This is a genomic window from Streptococcus sp. HMSC078H03 (genome assembly GCF_001808655.1).
Classification (GTDB): domain Bacteria; phylum Bacillota; class Bacilli; order Lactobacillales; family Streptococcaceae; genus Streptococcus; species Streptococcus salivarius_G.
This window is the reverse complement of sequence record NZ_KV794097.1, coordinates 798-1,145: the sequence shown is the minus strand read 5'-3', so window position 1 is coordinate 1,145 and position 348 is coordinate 798. Positions and strand designations below refer to the sequence as shown.

Below are 348 nucleotides of genomic sequence, written 5' to 3'. Positions count from 1 at the left end.
CAGAGAGTGCGTCAGTATCAGAATCACAGTCTGTTTCAAATTCAGAATCCGCGTCAGAAAGTGCTTCTATTTCAGAATCACAATCAGTTTCAAACTCAGAGTCAGCTTCAGAGAGTGCATCAGTTTCAGAATCACAATCAGTGTCTAACTCAGAGTCAGCGTCAGAAAGTGCTTCTGTATCAGAATCACAATCTGTTTCAAACTCAGAATCAGCGTCAGAAAGTGCGTCAGTTTCTGAATCACAGTCAGTCTCAAACTCCGAATCAGCGTCAGTAAGTGCCTCTGTCTCAGAATCGCAATCAGTGTCTAACTCAGAATCAGCATCAGAAAGTGCGTCAGTTTCTGAAT

General features: G+C 42.5%; 1 pseudogene. It reads right to left on the bottom strand.

Going from position 1 to position 348, the window contains the following annotated elements:
• A pseudogene (locus HMPREF2607_RS10490) lies at positions 1-348 on the bottom strand (MSCRAMM family adhesin SdrC); the annotation flags it as partial.